Raw genomic sequence first — 22,443 nt, forward strand, 5'->3', positions numbered from 1 at the left:
TAACCGTAATTTACTACAGCAATCAAAAACTTCAGCATATATCGCGCCTCTGCTGGGTCAGGCAAAACTTATATCCTCACCTACAACTATATACGTCTGGCCTTGCAGTATCCCGACTATTTCAAAACAGTACTGGCAGTTACCTTCACCAATAAGGCGACAGAGGAAATGAAATCCAGAATTTTGGATACCCTGGAGCAATTGGCCAAAGGTCAGCATGCTATGTCATCTGATTTGATGAGGGAGTTGAGGATTGATGAAAAACAACTATCGGCTCGCTCAGATGCGTTGCTCAGAAGTATCCTGCACAACTATTCCTTTTTTGCCGTTACCACCATTGATGCTTTTTTTCAGAAGATCGTACGATCTTTCGCACGTGAAATTGGCATTCAGACTGGTTTTAAAATTGAGTTGGATCAGCCTAAAGTAATTTCCGAGGTGATTGATCAAATGCTGATGGATATGGCTGATGATCCACAGTTGATTAAGTGGTTGACGGATTTTGCTATTTATCAAATCAATCAGGGCAAGTCATGGGATACCAGAAATGATATCAAGAACCTGTCAGGAGAGCTGTTCAATGAATTTTTGGTGCTGAACAAACACAAAGTCTTTGATCAATTGAATCAGCCCAATTTTATTCATGATTTCATCCTAAGTCTTAATCAAAGAAGAGAGGAACTGGTGCAAGACATGAGAAAAATTGGGGCCAACCTAAAATCCGTTCTTGAGAATCATCATTTGACAAGAGATGATTTTACCTATAAGGCGGCAGGGGTAGGTGGTTATATAGATAAAGTGGTCGATGGAGACTTTGCCGAGCCAGGCAAGCGAGTCTACGATGCGCTAGAGCAAGGTAAGTGGTATAGCAAGGGTTCGGATACTGGTATCGCCATTGAGAATGCCCTGACAGATGGACTGGCTGATTATTTGTCAGCAGCCATAGATTATTATTTCAAGTATAATAAAGAGTACCAATCACTCCAACAGGTCATAAAGTACATCTATACTTTTGGTTTATTGTCCAGAATCTCAGAGGAGATTAATGATTATCGGGAAATTAATGACCTTTTACTTATTTCTGATTTCCCTGTTTTCCTTAATGAAATCATCATTGATAGTGACGCGCCATACATATATGAAAAAGTGGGTACAAGGTATAAACACTACCTAATTGATGAGTTCCAAGATACCAGTGGTTTGCAGTGGAACAACTTCAAACCTTTAATTCAAGACACGCTGAGTGCTGGCAATTTCTCTATGGTGGTTGGGGATATCAAGCAGTCGATCTATAGATGGCGTGGAGGCAATTGGAAAATTCTTTTGGAGCAGATCAGAAAGGATATAGGAGAAGATTTTATTCAGGATGAAGGCCTAAGTACCAATAGAAGAAGTAAGCAAAATATTGTAGAGTTCAATAATGATTTGTTTAATCAGGCACCTGAAATGCTTGAAAGCCATTTGGGCACCAATCTAGGTGACGCCATACAGGCCAATTTGAATATGAATGCCGCTTATGCTGGAAGCACACAGCAGCTTTTTGATGAATCAGGAGAAGGATTGATAAATATTCAATTCTATGAAAAGAGTGACGAGATAGAGGAGCCAGATGAGTTTGTTATTGCTGAATTGGTGAAGAACATTCAACGACTTCAGGACGCAAACTATCAATTGAATGATATTGCAATTCTTGTACGGACCAATCCACAAGGGAGAAAGATTGCGCAAGGCTTGATGGCTCATGCCATGCAAGCTGGTGATGATGGCTATAGGTATGATATTATCTCTAATGAGTCATTGTTCATTAAAAATAATCCCGCCGTTCATTTGATTTTACAAAGCCTCGCTTGGGTGGCTAATCCTAATCAGGCTTTGACCATGGCTCAACTCAACTATGCCTGTCAGCAATATGGTCAACGAGCGAAAGTCATCACATCAGCCGAAGAAATCCTCAGTCAGATGGATGAACTCCAAAAGATGAATATGTCTCAAATGGTTGAGACTATTATCCATCATTATAAGTTATTCAATCATGTGGCTGACCATGCCTATCTGCTTGCTTTTCAGGACTTGATTCTGGATTACCTAAAGTATGAAAAAGATAGCTTGACGGACTTCTTGATCTGGTGGAGTGATCACGATACCAGATCCATACAAGTTTCTGAAGATCAGGAATCTATGCGCTTGATGACCGTGCATAAGTCTAAGGGGCTCCAATTTAAGGTAGTTATCATACCATATTGCCAATGGAAGCTCGATCATTCGGGTACCAACGAGCAATTGCTCTGGTGCAAAACAAACGGTTCGTCTGTTTTGGAACAAGTGCCCTATGTGCCTGTTCGTTACAAAAATGATTTGTCACAAACCGTTTTTGCCAAGGACTTTTATCTTGAAAAGTCAGACATCTATTTGGATAATTTGAATCTACTCTATGTCGCACTCACGAGAGCTGAGGAAGCATTATTTATTCTATCTCAGGTAAATACCAACTCTAGAGGAATAACTCAAGTTGGAGATATTCTATTTAATTATGCCAAGAATAAGTCTCTGATTCATGAAGAGTTGGAGGTGATTGAGATGGGTAAGTTGCCAGCTTATAGTGAATACAAAGGCGACTCATCTGATCAAGTGTCTTTATCTGCAGTAGATGACTCTCCACCAGCAGATAGGGTGAAGCTGAGACAGAAGGCTAGTATTCTAGAAGAGACAGTGATAGAATCGATCAATTATGGTGAGATCATTCATTGGATCTTTTCCATGATTCATTCACGCAAAGACTTCGCCATGGCATTGGACAAGGCTCAGATCAAATTTGGATTGTCTGATCATGAAATGGCTGATATCAAATTGAAATTGAGGGAGATATGGGATAAACCTCAGATTGCAGGTTGGTTTGATGAACGCTGGGAAGTTAAGAATGAATCTTCTATTCTGTTGACCAATGGAAAACTTAAAAGACCGGATCGTGTCATTGTTAGTGATAACAAAGCCATTGTGATCGATTACAAAACGGGAGCACGATCAGAAAGTCATTTGCGACAGGTGACTGAGTACAAAAATATTTTAGGAGAAATGGGATATGATCATGTGGATGGTTATCTCATTTATCTCTCAGAGCCAGATGTGCTGGGCGTATAATTTTTAAAAAACTAATATGATGAAAGCAGTACTGTGTGAGTCTTATGGTCCACCTGAAAATTTGGTAATTAAGGAAATAGAATCATTAGTTCCAGATCATGGAGAGGTCATTATTGAAGTGAAGGCCAGTGGCTTAAATTTCCCAGATACATTGATCATTGAAGGAAAATATCAATTTCAGCCTGAGATGCCGTTTTCTCCAGGAGGAGAAGTAGCTGGAATTGTAAAAGAAATAGGAGATGGAGTTACTCATCTAAAGGCGGGTGATTGTGTGATGGCAGGTACTGGCTGGGGAGGTTTTGCCCAGGAAGTGAGGGGCAAGGTCTCAAATGTGTTTCCATTGCCAGATCGCATCAGCTTCGAACAAGCCGCCTCCACAATGATGACTTTTGGCACTTCTTACCATGCTTTGGTCAATCGAGCAGAACTGAAGACAGGTGAGACTTTGATGGTGTTGGGCGCAGCAGGAGGCGTAGGTACCGCAGCTATTCAAATTGGAAAGGCCTTAGGCGCTCAAGTGATTGCCGCTGCGAGCACTGATGAAAAGTTAGACTATTGTAAATCCATAGGGGCAGACTTAACAATTAATTATAGCAAAGAAGATCTTAAGAATCAGGCTAAGGCTCTGACGAACGGGAAGGGTGTAGATGTGATTTATGACCCCATTGGAGATCGATTTACTGAGCCAGCATTAAGAGCTATAGCATGGAAGGGCAGATACCTAGTGGTGGGTTTTGCTGCAGGCGAAATTCCTAAAATTCCTTTGAACCTGCCTTTACTCAAAGGGTGTTCTATCATGGGGGTCTTTTGGGGTGGTTTCTTTAGAAATGAACCTCAAGTGAATGCTGAGAATTTCATGACGATTGTGGAGTGGCTGAAAGAGGGAAAGGTGAAGGCTCAGATTCACAAGAAGTATCCTCTTGAAGAGGTGGCAGCGGCTATGGAGGAATTAACAAGCAAAAAAGTAAAAGGCAAGATCATTTTCGAGCCTTGATAAATGCAATTACTTTGATGAAAAAGCAAAAGGGCCACTCAACGAGTGACCCTTTTTTTCTTTTTCCACCTTCTTGGATAGATGCTCCAAAGCTAATTATGCATCGTCTTTGAAAGTAGAAGGGAAATTGAAAAACGGATTAATATGATTGGCTATAGGTTGATTTAATTTTAGCTAACTAAAATAATCAATTCAAAAGGCAATATCAAAAAGCTGAAATAAAAATCACACAATTTTAACATCCAATCTTCCAATGTTTAAACTTGAAATTCTGTAATTAATCCAATAAAATCTATTGTTTATCAATATTTGATGGGTCACTCATCGAAAAAATTCAATTAAATCAAATTTTAGAATACTAATTAGATGTTCTTAATGCAGTGTAGGGTAATATTGCATTTGATCTTTTTAAGACTATGAGAAAGAATTTTGCAAGGACGTCCGTCTTGTCCTGTCTATTGCTAGCATCCTCCTGTCATATAGACGAATTGGGAAAGGAAAAGCTAGGCACGTATTCCCCACACATTGTATTGAATCTAGGTGCTGCCGAGTATACTGTATTGGAGCTGCTGGAAGACTTGGATCAGGAATCCTTGGAAGTAAACGATGAGGATCAGACCATGTCCATCCTATTCAGGGACAGTACACTCTTTAGTGACAATGAATCCTTGATTGCCATCAGCTCAGTGAGTAATGTAGAAGAATTTGCTCCAGGCGAAGATGTTCCGTCTACACCTGTTGATTACGAAATTGAAATAGAGGAAACTTTTGTGTTTTCTTTCCCTGCCAATAATGGTGAGGAAATAGATTCAGTTTTTTATAATTCTGGCACCCTCGACTTTTTTATGGAATCCTCTTTCGAAGGAGATATAGACTATACCTGGGTGATAGAAGGGACAAGAATTACGGAGACCAATTTGGATTTGACGCAGTCCAAAGAATTGACCTATACAGGCAGTACTGTGACAGATACCTATTCCAGGTCTTTGAATGGACTAAAGTCTTTGTTTTATAAAAATGCACTGGATGAAAACGAATTTGCCGTGCATGTGACAGGTACCATCAGTTTTGAAACCGGATCACAAATTTTATCTACTGATAAGATGATATTCAATTTGGCCTTTAACAACCCAGCATTTTCAAAGGTGTATGGTTTTTTCGGAAATGATCCTTTAGACCTACAAAGCCAAACGATTGATATATCAGCTTTTGATGAATTTTCTGGTGATGGTTTGAAGCTAGAAGACCCACGAGTATTACTAATTACTAAAAATTCTTTCGGACTTGATTTTGAACTATCGTTTGATGAGATCAAGGCAGTCGCAGCAGATAACAGTGAAGTGTTATTTGTCGAAAATCCATCTTCGGGAATTGACGGATTTGTATCCTCTCCAGAAGTAGAAGGAGAAATAAAAAGAGATACGATAGAACTGAATAAGGAAAATAGCAACATCAACGAGTTGTTGAACTCGACACCTGTGTTGATGGACTTTTCTATTTCAGGAATACCTAATCCAGCAAGTAGTACGCTTGATAATAATTTCATGCTTGAGGAAAGTGAAATAGAAGTAGTCAGTGTCATCGACATTCCGCTACAATTTCAGATGGATGGATTTTCAGTTGATTTTGATTTTGAAATGGACTTGTCTGACATTGAAAAAGCCGATCGTATTGCATTCAGCATTGTGGCGACTAATGAGATACCATTTGCAGGCACCATTGACCTTCATTTCGTAGATGAAGAGGAAAATACTTTGTACACTTTGCTTGATGCTGTTGGAATAGACTCCCCTGACGTAGGATCTGGCGGCAGAAGTATTGAACCAGAAGTATCTAGTTCAGAAATCGACTTGGATACTGAAGGCATTGACGCACTGCTTCATGCACATAAAATTTTAGCTACTGTAAACCTATCTACATTCGAGGCGGAAGTTGATCGCTATGTTACATTATATGCGGACTATGTATTGAAAATTGAATTATCACTTGCTGGTGAAGTAACTATAGAGCTATGATCAGAAATACAAGACTTACCTTTTTAGTTATTATGTTGCTACTTGGGCTAGCGAACTCAGGGCAGGCACAAAGCGACCTAACTTTTTATCACTTAGGAGAATTAACACCACAGAACAGTATATATAATCCAGTATTTTTTCCAGATGCTGATTTCTATATTTCGTTTCCAGTGATTTCTGGAGTGAGTGTAAATGTTAATAATAGTTTTACATACAATGATATTTTTGACCCTATTGAGGGTTCTGATTCTGTACAATTTGTTCCTGAAAAATTGCTATCCACTTTGAAAAATGGGGATCGCCTGAGTTTTGATGGAGCCGTGTCTTTGTTTCAAGTTGGTTTTCATATTGGGCGCTCTAGTGCAGTGCAAATATTCGCAAATGAAAGAGCTAAATCGAGTTTATATTATCCAAAAGAAGTTTTGGGATATTTACTCAATGGTAATGGTGATTTTGTAGGGGAGGAGGTCGCTGAGCGAAACCTCAATGTATCTGGTACATACTACCGAGAATATGGCATTGGATATTCTCATCAACTTACCATTTTAGGTAATAAGCAGTTGAGAGTGGGGCTCAAGGTGAAATACCTGCAAGGATTTGCACAGGCGCAGGTAGATGAAGGTGCACAGGTGAGCTTCTTTACAGATGAAGACAATCACATTCATGTGGGTACCAATCAGCCCATTATTTATACAGCAGGTTTTGATTCAATGAGCGAAAGTGATTACCTGATCAGTAATGACAATACTGGGGTGGGTTTTGATTTTGGGGCTGATTTGCAGATTTCACCCAAGTTGAAAGTAGCTTTAGCTGTCAATGATATTGGTAGTATCAACTGGACTGAAGGAGTAAAGAATTATGAGTTGCTCGAATCTGAAGCAACATTTGGAGGCCTGGACTTAAAGAATCTTGATGATATTGGGGAAGTCTTGACTGACACACTTGAGCAACTGTTTGGTTATAGGGAAGTCACTGGAGGTAGTTTTAAAACAAAGCTGAACACCCGTTTCTTGGTTTCAGGTGCATATAAGGTAATCCCTAAAGGAACAGTTACAGCTACCATATTGGCAAGAAATGATCTTGGCAACTTGGGTTTCACCTATGGTGCAGGCTACACGCATCGCGTGGGACGTATGCTGACTGTATCTACCACTGTGTCCCGAAAGCCAAAACAAGGATTTGCTGTGGGTGCTGGATTTGGTGCTAGACTAGGGATTGTTCAACTCTATACTTCTGTCGATAATTTTGTCGGTTTTACGGACGTTCGGAAAATGCAAAATATGAATGTTCGTGTAGGAATGAATTTTCTATTTGGTCGCCGTTCGGAAAAGAAAAAGCAAAAAGGCAACGATGGAGATCTCCTTGAGGTGCAACCAAAAGAAAAGAAGATTAAGGATAAACTAAGCCCTTTTCCTGAAGAATATAATTTAGATCATTTAGAAGAAATTGATTAATCTCCTTTACGCTTATACAAGGTCGAAAACCCAGAGATCATGACATTCATTGAACTGGAGAAAAACCCGTCAGTTCGCAGGCTGGATAGTTCAAATAGAATGTCTTCGCTTTTGGCAATAATCTGAACAATCGCATCTTTTTCAAAGTCTTTCATTCTCTCTGCTAGAAAGCCTGGTAGACTGTCAACAGTTAGTGATTCTGTCTTTAGATCAATGCTGTACATAGGACGTGTTTCAATGGGGTGAAATTGATGATCAAAGGACTTGTCTTTGATATTCAATGTATGATAGCCCTTGATTTCGTTTATTTCGTCGAACATGGTTCGCTCAGTAGAGCCACTGTACACAATTGGTATGGTTTGTCCCGACTTTGACTGCGTTTGCAAAATCTGATATTTGTGGATGTGTCCAGATAAGATCATGTCAAACGATCCAGGCAAGTCCTTGATGTTTAGGGTGTCCTTTCTGTTTTTGAATTCAAAAAAATTAAAGCCTGCTTTTACGCCATCAATCGCGTGATGTACACAAAGAATATTGAAATCGTCCTTATTGATGTTGTTTTCAAAAGTGTTTTTTAATGTAGGGAATAGTGTCCGCACGTCTCCTTTGAAATATGGGAAACCTGAAATGGAAAGCCCTGGAAGAGTATAAGTTTTGGGATTGTCAAAGAGGTGAATATTTGGATGATTGAGAAATAGAGAAGGCGGTAACACAGACCTTTCGTGATTCCCAGGCACGATGAAAACTTGAATGTCATCATTAGCCAACCTAAGGAATTGGGCATAAGTCTGATCTACTAGGAAGGCTGGGACGTTGTGCTTCTCAAAGACATCACCACAATGAATAACATAGTCCACCTTTAAGGCTATGGCCTGATCAATGACTAATTTGAAATTGTGGAAAAAGTCGAATCCGCGTCTTCTATTTTTGGTTGGCTTATTAGTAGGTGGATGATCAAACCCAATATGGGTGTCAGAAAATAGTAAAATGCTGATATTGTCAGCTGTCACGTCTATTATTTTTGATGGAGTTCAAAGAAGGTCTTTCGACTCTTGATGAAGTATTGATACGGCAAAAGAAAGGGAGAGTTTTGAACACTATGGTTCGTTTTAGAGATCAATCTTCTTTTCTTAATGTTTTTAGGTGTTAGCAGTATAAAATCTAAATGTGCACGAATGACTGCCCAGCTATGTGCCCAAGATTGGTCGAAGCCAAATTTCAAGGCTGCTGCCCAATCTAGCATGAACTTGAAGGGAAGTTTCCATATCAAACTCAGTGCATTTTCATTTTTAAATAGAAGAGATAGGTTGTTTCTAAAATTGAGGTAGGTCTTTCTCGGATTTAGTTTGTTAAGGGTGCCGCCACCTACATGGTGGACTACACTTTCTGGAATGCAATAGAGCGATTTGCCCAAGGCACGCATGCGCCAACACAAGTCAATTTCCTCCATGTGCGCAAAAAAATCTGTGTCAAAACCTCCAGCTGACATAAAATCTGCAGTTCTTACAAACATGCAGGCACCAGTAGCCCAATGTAAGGGAATAATCTCATCAAATTGACCTTGATCGTTCTCAAGTGTATCAAAAACTCGGCCGCGACAATAGGGGAAACCCATGAAGTCCAAATAGCCACCTGCAGCACCTGCATATTCAAATTTTTCCTTTTGATTGAAGTCGAGAATCTTTGGCTGACATGCGGCTACTTCAGGGTGATCGTTCATAAAATCGGTTACAGGAATTATCCAATTGGGAGTTACTTCTATGTCGGAATTGAGAAGGACACAGTACTCATAGTTGAGTTGTTTGAGGGCTTCATTATAACCACCTGTATATCCCAGGTTTTCCTCAAACACGATGAGTTTCAAGTTTGGGTAATTCTCCTTCAAAAAAGACAGGGAATTGTCCTTGGAAGCATTGTCCGCTACAATAACTTCAGCACTTGTGCTGTGTTGAATGACCGAGGGTAAGAACTGCTCTAGAAACTGAGCACCATTATAGTTTAATATGACAACGGCTGTATTAGCCATTAAACATATTGCCTAAGTCGAATCCTGGAATATTAGGCATCATACCTTCCGTTTGTTTTTGGATATGCTCTTTGGCCAGGATGTCAGCTTCATCCATGGCTTTGTTGATGGCTGCAACAATCAAATCTTGTACAATGTCCTTGTCTGCAGTATTGACTAAAGAATCGTCAATAGAGACTTTGATTACTTTTTTTTGACCGTTCACCGTGGCCTTAACCAGCCCAGCACCAGATTCACCTTCTATTTCTATTTGAGCAAGGGTGGCTTGGGCTTCTTTCATTTTTTCCTGAACCTCCTTCACTTTGCCCATCATTTTCATCATATCAAACATATCGCTATCCTTTTCTCATGAGTAACATTGACCCAGACTGGTCATATTTTCTACCTTCTGCATCTTCAAAATATATTTTAAAGATATAGGTGCCTTCAGGTGCATCTTTATCATTGATGGTGCCATCCCAGCCATTAAAATTATCAGAAGTAGAAAAAATAAGTACGCCCCATCTGCTGTACACTTCCATTTCAAAATTAAAAACTTTTGGCCCTTTTGCCACAAACCTATCATTCAATCCATCATTGTCAGGCGTGAAGACATTAGGCAGAAACATAGTTGTATTTAGTTCTGTTAGTATAATGTTGGAATAGCTGAATTGTGGTGTGACGTCCAAAGACTCGGCACGTACCCGAATATACTTGTTTTCGGAATCATTGGGGGAGAATGTGACCGCCTTCTCACGACCACTAAATACGGAATATTCTTCCAATACATTACCTGTATCGTCTAGCCTTTCAATGGTATAATTTCGAATACCATTGAGCCATGTCTCATATTTGTTCCAGCTGAAAATGACTTCTTTACCTCGCACCCCACCTTGTTGAATAATGATGGGTATGGTAGAAGGTGAGGGCGTGGCCAGATTCCCACAATCATCATCATATCTGATTCGATAAGCATGCTGACCCAAGAAATTGGCTTCTGTATCCACGAAAGTAGTGTCATCAGAATAGTCATAGAATCGCCACGAACGATCTCTAATATTTCGTTCTATTATGTATCTTCTGAATGGAATTTCTCCTGTATCTGGTGGTCCCCAAGTGAGCTCCACATCGTTTTCAAGATTAACCGTGGAAGAGGGATAACTAACTGCTGGAAGTTCCTCTGATTTGTTGGCAATCACAGCCGTATCTACAGAAACTGATGAACCACTGGCAAAAATGGGTTGTACATTGTACACATATTCTTTATTGCAAATGACCTGACTATCATCATAGCTTACTGTTGATGAATTTGTAATATTCAATAATAGATCACCATCCCTGATGATATTGTATGATTCCGCCTCTATGGTGTCTGTTTGCCAGGTGATGGTGTTGGCTTGATCTGTGCCTTCTACGTCGAAATAAACAGAACAAATAATGTCTGATAGAAAAGTCACCTCGTTGCATGCGTCGTAGGTATTGATTCGGAAGCAGTGAAAATCATCTTGCGTGCTAATATCTGACAATACTGCTGTAGCGCCTGTAATAATTGATCCAAATTCGAAGTTTTCAGTGCCGTTCGTGGAGCTCTCTAAGTTATATATAATATCATCACCAAGAGTGAAGCCCAACTGAATTTCACCACTGATTGCCTCATCCGTGGTCTCTACGGATGTCAAAACAGGACTGGTAATTGAGTTGATACTATTAAAGGCTTGATTATCTGTACCACACGTAGAATTATTGGCATCGTTGAATCTACCAGAAACATCAATTCTGTAAGTGCCTTGTGTGCCAAAGTTGACCTGTGAGGTAAATGACAATGGGGGCAGCTCTTCGTTGGAAAGTCCGTCAAAATCTACAAAGTAAGAGTCGTAATAGTCATCTTCAATTTCAACTCTTACATTATGAGAGGCGCAATTGTGAATGGTGAAATCTGGTAAAAGAGGCTCTTTTACTTCTACTAATATAGAGTCGAATCCATCGTGTTCATTTGAGCCCATGGAGACATAAAAATCACCTGCCGTGGTATAGGTGTAATTGAAATCTGTAAAGTCACCACCACTGCCGTCAAACCCTTCATAATAGAATTGAACCCCTGTACCTTCATTCACGGTTACATTGATGGTCATTCCAGTACATCCCTTGATATAATCTATATCAAACCTTCCTAAAATACTTGTGTGCTGGGCAGAAGCCCATGGGCTAAAAAAGCACAAAGTGAGGAGTAATGTGTATTGGAGATGCTTCAATTTGATTGTCTACTCAATGGTTTGACGAACTGTCAATTAAAAGTTATCAATCTAGCGACTATTCTTGATTTTAGAAATAAGATCATTGATTTTGTAAGCGGCTTGCTCACCATCAATCATATTTTTCAAAGTATAGTTGCCAGTTGCGATTTCATCTTCGCCTATGAGGACAACGAATGGAATATTAAGATTATTAGCATAAGACATCTGTTTCTTCATCTTAGCTGTATCAGGATACATTTCAGCTCGAATTCCTTCTTTTCTCAAACCCTGCAGTAAGGCTATTCCTTTATTCATCATTTCCTCTCCAAAGTTGACAATCATTACCTGTACTTGAGTAGCCGTGGATTCAGGGTACAAGTCAAGTTCTTCGAGCACATCATAAATTCTATCTACACCAAAGGATATGCCCACGCCAGAAATATCTTTGAGTCCAAATACACCTGTAAGATTGTCGTACCGTCCGCCCCCTGTAATACTGCCAATTTGCACGCCATTAGCTTTTACTTCGAAAATTGTCCCTGTGTAGTAGGAGAGACCGCGCGCAAGTGTAAGGTCGAGTTCCAAATGATTATCCTCCAGTTCATAAGATTGAAGATGGCTCAGGATTTCCTCAGTTTCTTTTACGCCCTGGAGTCCAGTTTCGCTTGCACTAAAGTAGTCTTTAAGGAATGCCAGTTTGTCATTGATAGTTCCTTCAAATTCAAAGACTGGTTTCAGCAATTTGATACTTTCTTGGCTGAAACCTCTTTGTATCAATTCTTCATTGACTTTATCCAAACCAATTTTATCCAATTTGTCAATGGCCACACAGAAATCTGCTTCTTTGCCTTCGGCACCAATGACCTCAGTGATGCCTACTAATATTTTTCTATTATTAAGCTTAATGGTAAAGTCTGAAAGTTTCAGTCCATTAAATACCTCATTGATCATAGCTATGATTTCAGCTTCACAAAGAAGAGAATTTGTACCTACTACATCTGCATCACATTGATAAAATTCTCTGTATCTACCTCTCTGTGGACGATCTGCTCGCCAGACTGGTTGGATCTGATATCTTTTGAATGGGAATGAAATTTCATTCCTGTGCATAACTACATAGCGCGCGAATGGAACAGTGAGGTCATACCTGAGACCCTTCTCTGATATTTTTGTCAGCATAGTTTTGCTGCCAGCCGAATAATCCTGTGCTTGAGTTTTGGAAAGGAAATCCCCAGAATTTAATACCTTAAAAAGTAATTGATCGCCTTCATCACCATATTTCCCTGTAAGCACAGAAAGATTCTCCATGGTGGGAGTTTCTAACTGAGCAAACCCATATTGTTCGTATACTTCACGAATGGTATTGAAAATATAGTTTCTCTTGGCCATTTGTAATGGCCCAAAATCACGTGTTCCTCTTGGGATGGAAGGCTTCTGCATTGAAATATTATTGTTTGCAGCAAAACTATGAATCGACCTGCACCAAAACAATGTAATTATTCATTATAAATGAATTTTATCAATGTTGAGATAATAGTTTAATAGATTAGCAGATTTCCAACATTCAAAATAACTATGGTTCGGCAATTCCTTTTATTCATCTTTCTGATTTTTATCGTATTTGCTTGCCAGCAAAATAAACTAACCTGTGTGCCGACAGAGGTTGTAATGCTAATTGATAGTCTCAAAGCGCAATATGTGCCAGATGGACGAGTAGCAATTTTTAAAGTAGAAGCAGCATTTGATAATGGGCGATTGGTTCTAAAAGGAGAAACTGATCAGCCTGAGGCTTTGGAAATCTTGGTTGATCAACTTTCTGAACATGAACTTGAGAGTCAAATCAATTTGCTACCAGACGAATCTACCTATGCCTATAAACACGCTATTGTGAATAACTCAGTGGCTAATTTGAGGTCTAACCCAAAACATTCTGCTGAACTCGCTACACAGGCCATTCTTGGAACAGTAATGAAAGTACTAAAAATTACAGGCGAGTGGTATTTGGTTCAAACGCCGGATGATTATATCGCTTGGGTAGATCATGGAGGTGTTTCTTTGAAATCTGAGGAGGATTTTGCTGTTTGGGAAAATGTCGAAAAGGTGATTATTACTTCTAACCATGCCATAGTAGCAGATGATCAGGAAAACATAGTTTCTGACGTGATTTTGGGGAATATTTTAGAGAAAATAAGCGAAACAAAAGAGGCTTGGCTTGTACGATTTCCAGATGGTAGAACAGGAAAGGTGAGTAAAGACAGTGCTTTGGATTACCAAGTTTGGTTGACTGCACTGGAGCCAACTGGTGATTTGATTGAGTCCTATGCGCGATCACTAATGGGTACGCCCTATTTGTGGGGAGGCACTTCCTCTAAAGGAATGGATTGTAGTGGATTCACCAAAACGGTTTATTGGATGAATGGACTGATTATTCCAAGAGATGCCTCTCAGCAGGTGAATGCTGGCGTGGTAGTGGATGCTGATTTGAAATTTGAGAATTTGGAAAAAGGCGATTTACTATTTTTTGGTAAGCCAGCCACAGATTCAACCAAACAAAGAACCACCCACGTTGGTATTTGGTTAGATAATAGCGAATTTATCCATGCTTCCAAACAAGTGAGAATAAGTTCGATTGACGAGAATTCGCCAAATTATGATGAGTTTAATAAGAATCGTTACCTAGGAAGTAGAAGGTATTTGAAAAACGGAGAGGGGAATATTGTTGATTTAAAAACAGAGCTTACTTTTCAGAAGTAATCCTCTCATTAGACCCCGCTTGATAGGGATAGCTTTCGAATATTATATTGATTGATTCTAGCATGGTCAGCTGGACTTCTTTTTTCATTTTGTACTTCAGATCCAGACTGCCTTGCCATACGAGTTTCTTTTGTTTACGATCCCTTAACTCTATGAGTATAATCCCTTCAGTATGTTTTCTAGCATCTTGGGGAAAGTAATAATTGTTATACCCATACGGGTCATAATTTCTTGTATTGCTTTCTGTGACAGTGGTAGATACTATTTCGTATCTGGCAATGAGGTCTGGTTTGTCTGCTTGTTCATAGCCCTTAGCAGCCATATTCTGAGAAATAGCCATTTCTATTTCGCCGAAAAAAGCCATCCCCTCTGGTGAATAGGACTTGTCGTCACTTTTATAATGAATCAGACGATAGGTATAGTATTTACTATAGTCCAATTCATCATTCAAAAACTTAATCACCTTGGGCGTTGCGCAAGTTTGACAAAGTAAAAGAATGATGAACCAAACTGATAATTTCATAGATTAAGGAAACTTAGGGAACTTGTCGAAATCAGGGTCTCTCTTTTCCAGAAATGCATTTTTACCTTCCTGTGCTTCTTCCATCAGGTAATACATCAAAGTAGCATCACCTGCCATTTCCATCAAGCCATGCTGACCGTCCAGTTCTGCATTCAGGCTGCGCTTGATCATTCTTATGGCTAATGGACTTCTTTTCATAATGGTCTTGCACCATTTCACAGTAGTGGCTTCCAACTCTTCTAGAGAAACCACTTTATTCACCATGCCCATTTTTTCTGCTTCATCTGCCGTATACTGTTCACACAAGAACCAAATTTCTCTGGCTTTCTTTTGACCCACGTGTCTGGCCAGATAAGAAGAGCCAAACCCACCATCAAAGCTTCCCACTTTAGGTCCTGTCTGTCCGAATTTTGCGTTGTCTGAAGCAATAGTCAAATCACACACGACGTGAAGCACATGTCCTCCACCAATCGCATATCCATTTACCATTGCAATCACTGGTTTAGGCAATGATCTGATCCTTTTGTGTAGATCTAGTACGTTGAGACGTGGTACGCCATCTTCTCCTACATAGCCACCTACTCCTTTTACATTTTGGTCTCCACCAGAGCAAAACGCTTTGTCTCCAGTACCGGTCAAGATCACCACGTTGATATCTGTGCGCTCGCGGCAGATGTCCATGGCTTCTATCATCTGGTTGTTCGTTTCAGGTCGAAAGGCGTTGTATACCTCAGGACGATTGATGGTTATTTTAGCGATACCTTCAAAAAACTCGAATTTGATATCGGAATATTCTTTGATTGATTTCCAGTCGAACGTTGTACTCATATTTCTAAATTTTGAGGCCAAAAATAATTGGCTAATTGGTCATTTGGGTAAATTCCTAAATAATTCTTTGTATGCCTGCTTGCTTTCTTCGGCATCTGTAAATATTTCTAATATTTTTCTTTTTCCAGATTTGACAAAAGTCTTTAAGTTTTGGTCTAGCTCTTTTTCGGAAAGACAAGGAAGATATTCAAAGCCATACTCTTGAGCCAATAGTTTGGCATCGTTAAGTTGGCGAGTTTCGAAAAATTCTTCAAGTTCTGGTTGTCTTGAAGGCCCATCAATCATCCTGAAAATGCCACCTCCATGATTGTTGAAAACTACAATGCTAAGATTATCTGGTAGATGATTGTGCCAAAATGCATTGCGATCATAGAGAAATGCCATGTCGCCAGTCAAGAGGAATGTGGATTTATCCGTCATGAGTGCAGTGCCTACGGCCGTACTGTTGGATCCATCAATACCACTGGTTCCTCTGTTGCCATACACCTCTATATCTTGGGCTGCCGTCAGGCCAATGACGTTGGCGTATCTTACAGCCATGCTGTTGGCCAAATGCAAATCTGAGCCAGAGGGAAGAGCAGCCATCACTTTTTTGTAACAGCCGAAGTCTGAAAACGCAGAGGTGCTAAATTGCTTTATATGAACTTTGGTTTTGGCGTTGATTTCCTGCCATGCAGAAAAGAAACCCAACTGCAAGTCACGTTGAGCAAGCAGCTGTATTGCTTCAGTAAGAAACTCAGCAGCATCTGTTTTGAAGTGCTTGGTAAGTGAAAGGTAAGTGTCGGGTGCGTTTTCTTCATCTCTAACATGCCAATGCACTTTAGGCCTGTACTTTCTTAAATAGAGCTTTAGGTTTTTGCTGATCACTGACAGGCCTATGGTAATCAATAAATCAGGCTGGAGATTTTGATTTTCAAGCCCTTTAAGAAATACATCTTGACTTGAAATTACACCTTCCACTTCATGAGCATTCGAGATAATGTCAGCTACAACTGGAATCTGATATTCAGTAGAAATCTGGCTCAGCATCTTATTGAGCTCCATGTTTTTTTGCTCTTGGCCAACTACTATCAAAATCTTTTTGAATTGGCTCAGTTCACCTAGATTCTGTTTCCGTTCTACCGAAATGTCAGGAGTTCTGCCAGGTATGGCTAAGCTCATATTGTAGTCAAAATTGTCGCTAGACGTAGGGTAGAAGGGTTCCCTAAATGGGATATTGATATGTACTGGCCCTTGCCCATCAGCTAGGCACGTATCTATTGCGTCATTGATCATTTGATACCCTTGTTTTATGGATTCTTCTCCTTCCAGAAGCGAAGGGAAGTCAAATGATTGTTTGGCATGCTTGCCGAAAAGGTTCTTTTGATAGATGGTCTGACCATCACGCTGACCAATCCATTCTGGTGGCCGGTCAGCTGATAGAATCAGTAGAGGTACTTGATTGAAGTAAGCTTCAGCAACAGCAGGAGCATAATTCAGTGCAGCAGAGCCAGAGGTACAAATCAATACGGTAGGTGTCTTGCTTTTTAAGCTCAAGCCTAAAGCAATAAAAGCAGCTGAGCGCTCATCAGGAACACTAAAGCATTTGATTTCAGGGTGTCTGGCAAAGGCGATTGTCAGTGCTGCGTTGCGAGAGCCAGGAGAAATCACGGCGTGTTTTATACCCTTTAAATGGCAAATCTGAACTAGATCAAATACGGGCTGAAGATTCATCTATTGGGCTTGAATAACATTGAGTAGCGTTTGAAACTTAATTTCTGTTTCTACCCATTCTTTCTCAGGGTCACTGTCTTCTGTCACGCCTGCTCCTGCGAACAAGATCATGTCATTTTTATAGATTTTGGCACAACGAAGATTCACGTAGAGTGCTGTTTGACCGTCATACTTTACCGGCCCTAAATAGCCACTATAGTATTCCCTGTCATAGGCTTCATTTTCTTGTAAAAACTTGGCGGCTGGTATCATGGGCATGCCACAGACTGCAGAAGTAGGGTGGAGCAAATCGAGCATGACACTGCCTAATTGAGGGAAATTCACTTCTTGCATATTGACTTTAAATGTGGTCTTCAAGTGGATTAAATTGCCCGCCTTGACTGTCTTTGGGCCATATTCGTCGAACTCACGTAGCCTTATTTTCTTAAAACAGTTGACGATATATCTACTCACAAGAGCTTGCTCCTCAATTTCTTTTTGTGTCCAACTCACTTGTGCCAATTCAAACCCAGGTCTGATTTCTTGGGTGCCTGCTAAAGAGATAGTTTCGAAATTGTAAGCTTCGTCTACTGAAATCAAAAGCTCGGGTGTAGCACCTAGCCATAACCCTTGACTAGGAAGGTAAACCAATGACACAAAAGCATTTTCATAAGCTTCACACAGCTTAATTAATTCTTTGACAGGATGGAAGTTCTTCTCCGTTCTGAACTTTTCACGTCGAGAGGGTACAATTTTTTGATAATAGCCTTCTGATATGGATTCTTTGCATTTTTGAACCAGTGTAAGGTAAGAGTCCTTGGTGGATTTGAATGGGGTAGGAGCTTCTAGAAAGTCCTTGTAGTCAAACCGCTTATCTTCATTGACAATGGCGTATTGCTTAAGAAAATTCTCGTACCGTCCTTCCTTATCATTGAAGCCGGGTGCAAGTAAAATTTCATTAAGATCACTATCAAGGAGTACATCTGATTTTATGAATTGGCTTTCATGGCGTTCAGATGCCTCAAAAGGGCTGACCATAAAACCAGTAGGTGCATTTTCAATTTCATCAGGGACTTCACTTTCCTGATCGAGTTGTAGAGTAGAATGAATGATGGTCTCTCTTGGATTTCTCCAAATAGCAAATGGCAAATCCATTTTTATACCTGTACTAAAGAAATTCTCCAGCTTTTCAAGAAAAACAGTGTCAGGGATAGGATGAGTAGTTTGTTTACTTAATTCCATTATTTTTTATCAATCACAGCCATGGTTATTCTACTTACACATACGAGTTGTTTTTCTTCGTTGGTGATTTTTATCTCCCAAACTTGTGTTTTTTTTCCTACATGCAAGGGTCTGGCAATTCCTTCTACTATGCCGTTCTTTACGGCTTTGATATGGTTGGCATTGATATCGAGCCCAACACAATATTTCTCGTTAGGATCAACTGTCATGGTAGCTGCCACACTGCCAAGTGATTCTGCTAAGACTACTGATGCTCCACCATGTAGCATTCTAAATGGTTGGACCGTTCGGCTGTCTACTGGCATGGTGGCTTTTACGAAATCCTCTCCGATTTCGGTAAATTCTATACCTATGTGCTCAGTCATGGTGTTTTTTGAGAAGGCATTTATACCTTCGAGGGTAAACGTGGGAAGGAACATTCTTTCTTTCAATTCGTGGGTTATATTCGCCTGTTACAAACAAAAAGACAATTCGCTTGAAAACCAAAAATATATACATCATCCGACATGGCCAGACCGATTACAATCTAGAAAATAAAGTGCAAGGCAGAGGGATAGATTCGTCTATAAATGCTACGGGAAGACAACAAGCGAATGAATTCTACCAAGCTTTTAAGCACGTGCCTTTTGATAAGATCTATACATCCGATTTAAAAAGGACCAAAGAATCAGTGCAACAATTCATTGATTTAGGGATTCCTTATGAAAGCCATGGTGGATTGGATGAAATCAGCTGGGGAAAACATGAGGGTCAACCTTATGATCCAGTCATGCATAAAATCTATTTAGATACGATTGCAGGTTGGGCTCAGGGAAATTTGGAGTTGGCTGTGGGAGAAGGAGAAACGCCACTAGAAGTGATGAAAAGGCAAAAGGAAGCCATGAAGCATATTATGAACAACGAGTCAGAGCAAAATGTATTGATTGCTACACATGGAAGAGCTATGCGAATGTTGGTTTGTTGGTTGCTGAACTATCCGCTTCAAAAGATGGATGTCTTCGAGCATGCCAATCTTTGCCTATATCAGATGCAATACGTCAAAGGGCAGTACAAAGTCGTTCAGCACGCAAGTACAAAATATTTAAACCTTTGAGAATTTATTCTGTTCATCTCCATTGTTCTTGATCTGAATATTGATTAACTTAAATACCCGAAGCCGTCCTTGAACGGTTGGCACGGCATAGTAAGCGAGATTTAATCCATCTTTAAAAATGCTAACTCAGCCCAAAACCCGGTGAAGCCGGGTTTTGGTTTTTTACAATTTCCTATCTAAATGCCTCTAAATTAACAATTTCTGACTCAAACGAATAGTAATCCTGTTTTTCGTATAGTTTGCCAACCTTGACTTTTTATTAGTTTATCAAATTTTTCTGATCCAGCTGAGTCATAGGATTTTCGAAATTCATCCAAGGTTGGTGTATTTGAATTTGGCATGAGCCTCTCAAACAATGCATCTAATGTTTTACCCTGAGCTTCTGTAAATACTGCAATTTCTGTGCTTTGATTCGTGTGTATTTCGAACTTACACTTGCTCTCTTGGGTTCCTTTTTGCTTCTTGGTATAGAAGGAGACTAAAGGTCTGGCATGAATCCAGATCAGTTTTGTACCCTTGCTCACTGGCGTACCTGGATTATTTTGAATAGCCATTTCTATATCGAATTCAGAAACAGTAGTGTCAGGAATTTCAAAATCAAACCATTCTTGAAGTGGGAAATCAAAACAAGCACCATGCATATAGTTGAACAGTGATTTCTTCAATCCATTACTGAAAAGTGAGTGGTCACCACCTTCTGGATCCTCATGAGGTAAGTCATTATGAGCAAAGCTCCCAGCCTCTGCCAATAGAGACTTCGCGCCAAAAGCTTCAGGCGTCATACCCACGGGGCTATGTGCAGTCATGGCAAACTGATGCCAGAAGCCAGATTGGATCACGCCCAGTTCGAATAGCTGACGTACCATTTCCAACGAGTCAATGGTTTCTTGTTCAGTTTGTGTAGGAAATCCATACATCAGGTAGGCATGTACCATGATTCCACTTGCCGTGAAATTGTCAGCAACTTGAGCCACTTGAGCTACAGTAACTCCTTTCTGTATTTTTTCTAAGAGCCTATCTGAAGCCACTTCTAGTCCACCTGACACGGCAATACATCCAGATGCTTTGAGCAGTCTGCAAAGGTCAGGAGTGAAACGTTTTTCAAACCTGATATTTGTCCACCAAGTTACTTTCAGCTTTCTCTTTAGGATTTCAATAGCTACTTCCCTCATCAAAGCAGGTGGAGCGGCTTCATCTACAAAATGAAAACCTGTCTCACCCGTCTGACTGATTTGATCCTCCATTCTATCACAGATGATAGCTGCACTTATGGGTTCGTAATTCTTGATATAATCAAGAGAGATATCACAGAAGGTGCACTTCTTCCAGTAGCAGCCATGTGCCATGGTGAGTTTGTTCCAGCGTCCATCACTCCAGAGTCTGTGCATGGGGTTTGTGATTTCAATTACGGAAAGGTATCTGCTCAACTCAAGCCCTTCGTAGTCTGGTGTCCCTGTATGACTAAAAGGAACGTCTGGGCTTGTCGAGTCATTGATGTATTTGACAGCTCCGTTTTGGAGTAATAGTGTTCTTTTCAGGTTGGTCGTTTCGCATGCGCCTTCTAGGTGATCTAATAATAGTTGAAGGGGTCTTTCGCCATCATCCAGCGTGATATAGTCAACAAATTCAAATATTCGAATATCTTTTAAGGTGCGTAGCTCTGTGTTGGGATACCCACCACCCATGGCCAGTTTTACTTCTGGGTAATGGGCTTTGATATATTGACCGCAGCGCAATGCGCCATATAAATTACCAGGGAAAGGCACAGACAGACAAACTAATCCAGGTTTTTCTGATTCCATTCTTGGTTGAATGCATTCAAAAAGGATCTCATCTGTAAATGATGGTGCAAGGTTCAAAGAGGTGTATAAAGGGTCGAAAGATTGTACAGATAGGCTCAGTCGTTCGGCGTACCTGCTAAAACCAAAATACGGATCAATGGTGTTTTTGATGAAATCAGCTAAATCTTCTAAATAGAGCGTGGCCAGATGTCGAGCCTTGTCTTGAATACCTAAATGACCAAAGGCCCATTCCAAATCATCCAGTTGCTCAAACCGTGAGGCCTCAGGTAGATAATCTCTTTCTGCTATGGAGTAGGCCAGGGTTGGATTTTTGTTTTGTAGAAACGTAATTACAGGTTCAATGGTAGATAAATATTCATCACGTAAACTGAGGATTCTTCGCTCATTGGATGTTTTGGATAAGGTGGAATTGGAGGCTGCTTCGAAAAGTTTTATGAGTCCCTTCCGGGTGAATAGAGCGAGAATGACATCCATACCTAAATCTGCCTGACTTGCGTGACCATCAATGGTGTTCAAAAAACCTTTGAGATAAGCCGTGGCTGGATACGGTGTATTGAGCTGGGTGAAAGGTGGTGTGAGTAGTAGGGTTTTGATCGAAGACGCCATGTACCTGTAAAGTTCGTAATTGTCTTCTAAATACCACGGTCAAAAAAACAAAAAGAGGGAAAC

The 22,443-nt window shown here is 40.1% G+C and carries 17 protein-coding genes; 6 read left to right on the forward strand and 11 right to left on the reverse strand.

Going from position 1 to position 22,443, the window contains the following annotated elements; translation table 11 throughout:
• Positions 1 to 36 precede the first annotated feature (36 nt).
• The 4 genes from B9A58_RS19995 (at position 37) to B9A58_RS20010 (ending at position 7,601) form a co-directional block, all read left to right on the forward strand.
• Positions 37 to 3,138, forward strand: a complete 3,102-nt coding sequence (locus B9A58_RS19995; protein ID WP_262502059.1) for a UvrD-helicase domain-containing protein — start codon at positions 37 to 39, stop codon at positions 3,136 to 3,138.
• 16 nt (positions 3,139 to 3,154) lie between these two features.
• Entirely contained in the window at positions 3,155 to 4,132 is a 978-nt protein-coding gene (locus tag B9A58_RS20000; protein WP_317042082.1) for an NADPH:quinone oxidoreductase family protein, read from the forward strand.
• A gap of 416 nt (positions 4,133 to 4,548) precedes the next feature.
• The gene (locus B9A58_RS20005) at positions 4,549 to 6,147 is read left to right on the forward strand and encodes a hypothetical protein (protein WP_139793997.1); all 1,599 of its coding nucleotides are present in this window, start codon (positions 4,549 to 4,551) and stop codon (positions 6,145 to 6,147) included.
• Complete coding sequence (locus B9A58_RS20010; RefSeq protein ID WP_084374757.1) at positions 6,144 to 7,601, forward strand: DUF5723 family protein; 1,458 nt, start codon at positions 6,144 to 6,146, stop codon at positions 7,599 to 7,601. The genes B9A58_RS20005 and B9A58_RS20010 overlap by 4 nt, the downstream gene beginning before the upstream one ends.
• On the opposite strand, the gene B9A58_RS20015 is transcribed toward B9A58_RS20010, so the two are convergent.
• Genes B9A58_RS20015 through hisS form a run of 5 tightly spaced genes read right to left on the reverse strand, consistent with a single transcriptional unit; the run spans position 7,598 to position 13,286 of the window.
• Entirely contained in the window at positions 7,598 to 8,611 is a 1,014-nt protein-coding gene (locus B9A58_RS20015; protein ID WP_176214860.1) for a metallophosphoesterase family protein, read from the reverse strand. The genes B9A58_RS20010 and B9A58_RS20015 overlap by 4 nt on opposite strands.
• Positions 8,612 to 8,616: 5 nt before the next feature.
• Positions 8,617 to 9,627: a glycosyltransferase family 2 protein gene (locus B9A58_RS20020; RefSeq protein ID WP_084374760.1), complete on the reverse strand. Its 1,011-nt coding sequence runs from the start codon at positions 9,625 to 9,627 to the stop codon at positions 8,617 to 8,619.
• On the reverse strand, positions 9,620 to 9,958 hold the full coding sequence (locus B9A58_RS20025; protein ID WP_084374762.1) for a YbaB/EbfC family nucleoid-associated protein: 339 nt from the start codon (positions 9,956 to 9,958) through the stop codon (positions 9,620 to 9,622). The genes B9A58_RS20020 and B9A58_RS20025 overlap by 8 nt, the downstream gene beginning before the upstream one ends.
• Positions 9,959 to 9,962: 4 nt before the next feature.
• Positions 9,963 to 11,858: a T9SS type B sorting domain-containing protein gene (locus B9A58_RS20030; protein ID WP_139793998.1), complete on the reverse strand. Its 1,896-nt coding sequence runs from the start codon at positions 11,856 to 11,858 to the stop codon at positions 9,963 to 9,965.
• A gap of 51 nt (positions 11,859 to 11,909) precedes the next feature.
• Positions 11,910 to 13,286: a histidine--tRNA ligase gene (hisS, locus tag B9A58_RS20035; RefSeq protein WP_084374823.1), complete on the reverse strand. Its 1,377-nt coding sequence runs from the start codon at positions 13,284 to 13,286 to the stop codon at positions 11,910 to 11,912.
• A 222-nt stretch (positions 13,287 to 13,508) separates the two neighbouring features.
• Here hisS and B9A58_RS20040 point away from each other — a divergent pair, with 222 nt between their 5' ends.
• Positions 13,509 to 14,594: a C40 family peptidase gene (locus B9A58_RS20040; RefSeq protein ID WP_139793999.1), complete on the forward strand. Its 1,086-nt coding sequence runs from the start codon at positions 13,509 to 13,511 to the stop codon at positions 14,592 to 14,594.
• On the opposite strand, the gene B9A58_RS20045 is transcribed toward B9A58_RS20040, so the two are convergent.
• From B9A58_RS20045 to B9A58_RS20065, 5 genes are read right to left on the reverse strand one after another with little or no spacing between them, the layout of a single operon-like run.
• Positions 14,578 to 15,117 carry a DUF4136 domain-containing protein gene (locus tag B9A58_RS20045; RefSeq protein ID WP_084374768.1) on the reverse strand — a complete coding sequence of 180 codons (540 nt, stop codon included), beginning with the start codon at positions 15,115 to 15,117 and terminating at the stop codon, positions 14,578 to 14,580. The two genes, B9A58_RS20040 and B9A58_RS20045, sit on opposite strands and share 17 nt — an antisense overlap.
• A 3-nt stretch (positions 15,118 to 15,120) precedes the next feature.
• Entirely contained in the window at positions 15,121 to 15,945 is an 825-nt protein-coding gene (gene menB, locus B9A58_RS20050; protein ID WP_084374770.1) for a 1,4-dihydroxy-2-naphthoyl-CoA synthase, read from the reverse strand.
• A 39-nt stretch (positions 15,946 to 15,984) separates the two neighbouring features.
• Positions 15,985 to 17,658, reverse strand: a complete 1,674-nt coding sequence (gene menD / locus B9A58_RS20055) for a 2-succinyl-5-enolpyruvyl-6-hydroxy-3-cyclohexene-1-carboxylic-acid synthase (RefSeq protein ID WP_084374772.1) — start codon at positions 17,656 to 17,658, stop codon at positions 15,985 to 15,987.
• Complete coding sequence (locus B9A58_RS20060; protein ID WP_084374774.1) at positions 17,659 to 18,879, reverse strand: chorismate-binding protein; 1,221 nt, start codon at positions 18,877 to 18,879, stop codon at positions 17,659 to 17,661. It lies immediately after the preceding gene.
• Positions 18,879 to 19,244, reverse strand: a complete 366-nt coding sequence (locus tag B9A58_RS20065; RefSeq protein ID WP_245827122.1) for a hotdog fold thioesterase — start codon at positions 19,242 to 19,244, stop codon at positions 18,879 to 18,881. Before B9A58_RS20065 ends, B9A58_RS20060 begins: the two co-directional genes overlap by 1 nt.
• Before the next feature lie 110 nt (positions 19,245 to 19,354).
• Between B9A58_RS20065 and B9A58_RS20070 the strand changes: the two genes are divergently transcribed.
• Positions 19,355 to 19,972, forward strand: coding sequence for a histidine phosphatase family protein (locus B9A58_RS20070; RefSeq protein WP_084374778.1), 618 nt, complete (start codon positions 19,355 to 19,357; stop codon positions 19,970 to 19,972).
• 206 nt (positions 19,973 to 20,178) lie between these two features.
• Here the strand turns inward: B9A58_RS20070 and B9A58_RS20075 are convergent, their stop codons facing one another.
• Positions 20,179 to 22,380, reverse strand: coding sequence for a B12-binding domain-containing radical SAM protein (locus B9A58_RS20075; RefSeq protein WP_084374780.1), 2,202 nt, complete (start codon positions 22,378 to 22,380; stop codon positions 20,179 to 20,181).
• Positions 22,381 to 22,443 lie beyond the last annotated feature (63 nt).

The sequence above is a fragment of the Reichenbachiella faecimaris genome (assembly GCF_900176375.1).
Classification (GTDB): Bacteria; Bacteroidota; Bacteroidia; order Cytophagales; family Cyclobacteriaceae; genus Reichenbachiella; species Reichenbachiella faecimaris.